The 1741-nt window shown below is 65.9% G+C and carries 2 protein-coding genes and 1 pseudogene; all 3 read left to right on the forward strand.

Going from position 1 to position 1741, the window contains the following annotated elements:
* A pseudogene (locus BIS11_RS16655) lies at positions 1 to 133 on the forward strand (4-hydroxy-3-methylbut-2-en-1-yl diphosphate synthase); the annotation flags it as partial.
* Between the two features lie 54 nt (positions 134 to 187).
* The gene (hisS, locus tag BIS11_RS16660; protein WP_253419133.1) at positions 188 to 1483 is read left to right on the forward strand and encodes a histidine--tRNA ligase; all 1296 of its coding nucleotides are present in this window, start codon (positions 188 to 190) and stop codon (positions 1481 to 1483) included.
* 75 nt (positions 1484 to 1558) lie between these two features.
* Positions 1559 to 1741: tetratricopeptide repeat protein (locus BIS11_RS16665; protein WP_253586598.1), on the forward strand; the 183-nt coding region annotated here is incomplete at its 3' end.

Genomic DNA, 1741 nt, shown 5'->3' on the forward strand with positions numbered 1-1741 from the left:
GGTCTACATCGACGGCAAGCCCGCGAGCAAGCTGCGCAACGAACACCTGGTCGACGACCTCGAGGCATTGATTCGCGAGAAGATTCGCCTCAAGCAACAGCAACAAGACGCCCTCATCACCAAGAGCGTATGACGGCGTGGACGATGGGCGGCGAGCGAGTCCGCCCGGACCGATAAGGAGTTCGCATTGAGCAAGTCCGGTGCCAAGAAGATCCAAGCGATCCGCGGAATGAACGACCTGTTGCCCAGCGATAGCCCTCGCTGGCAATTTTTTGAAGCCAAGGTTCGCACGCTCATGCAGCGCTACGGCTTCGACGAGATTCGCATGCCCATCGTCGAGCAGACGGCGCTGTTCGCCCGCTCGATCGGGGAAGTGACCGATATCGTCGAGAAGGAGATGTACACCTTCGAGGACCGTAACGGCGACAGCCTCACCCTGCGCCCGGAAGGCACGGCGAGCTGCCTGCGCGCCGCCATGGAGCACGGCCTGCTCTACAACCAGACCCAACGGCTCTGGTACCAGGGCCCGATGTTTCGCCACGAGCGCCCGCAGAAGGGTCGCTACCGCCAGTTCCACCAAGTGGGCGTGGAGGCCTACGGTTTCGACGGCCCGGACATCGATGCCGAGGTGATCCTGCTGTCGGCCAGGCTGTGGCAGGAGCTGGGGCTTTCCGGACACGTCACCCTCGAGCTCAATTCACTGGGCTCGCTCGAGGCGCGCGCCGCCTACCGCGAGACGCTGGTGGCGTACTTCAACGAGCATCGGGCGCTGCTCGACGAGGATTCGCTGCGCCGGCTCGAGAGCAACCCGCTGCGCATCCTGGATTCCAAGAACCCGGACATGGCCGCGATGCTCGACGCCGCGCCGCAGCTTCTGGAGCACCTGGACGCCGAGTCCCGCGAGCACTTCGAGGCGCTCCAGCGCATGCTCGAGGCCGCCGGCATCCAGTACGTGATCAATCCGCGCCTCGTTCGCGGGCTCGACTACTACTCGCGCACGGTGTTCGAGTGGACCACCACGGCGCTGGGCAGCCAGGGCACGGTGTGTGCCGGCGGGCGCTACGATGGCCTAGTCGAGCAGCTCGGCGGCAAGCCTACCCCGGCGGTGGGCTTCGCCATGGGCATCGAGCGGCTGATCCTTCTGCTCGAGACCCTCGAGCTCGTCCCTGACGATGCGCTCGGCGGCAGCGACGTCTACCTGCTGGCGCTGGACGACAGTGTCACCACCGAGGCGCTGACCCTGGCCGAACGGCTGCGCGGCGAGCTGCCCGAGCTTGCCCTCACGCTGCACTGCGGCGGCGGCAGCTTCAAGAGCCGCATGAAGAAGGCGGACAAGAGCTCGGCGCGCATCGCCCTGCTGCTCGGCGAGGACGAAATCGCCAACGACTCGGTCACGGTGAAGTTTCTGCGCGACGACCGCGAACAGCGCCAGATCGATCAGCGCGAGCTCGCCACGATCTTGCCCGAGCTGCTGGCCCGATAACTCCCCAGGCGACGCCTGCGGTATTGACCAAGACGCACCGGCCTTGCGCCGGTGCCCGTACAAGGAGGCCCGCCCGTGGCGGATCTGAGAAGCGAAGAAGAGCAGCTTGACGTGATCAAGCGCTGGTGGAAGGAAAACGGCACCTCGCTGATCGCAGGCGTGGTGATCGCCGCGGCGGGCGTGTTCGGCTGGCACGCCTGGCAGGACTACCGGGAAGGCCAGTCCGCGGCGGCGTCGGTTCGCTACCAGCAGCTGATC

Origin of the sequence: Halomonas sp. 707D4, assembly GCF_024158685.1 — a bacterium.
Classification (GTDB): domain Bacteria; phylum Pseudomonadota; class Gammaproteobacteria; order Pseudomonadales; family Halomonadaceae; genus Vreelandella.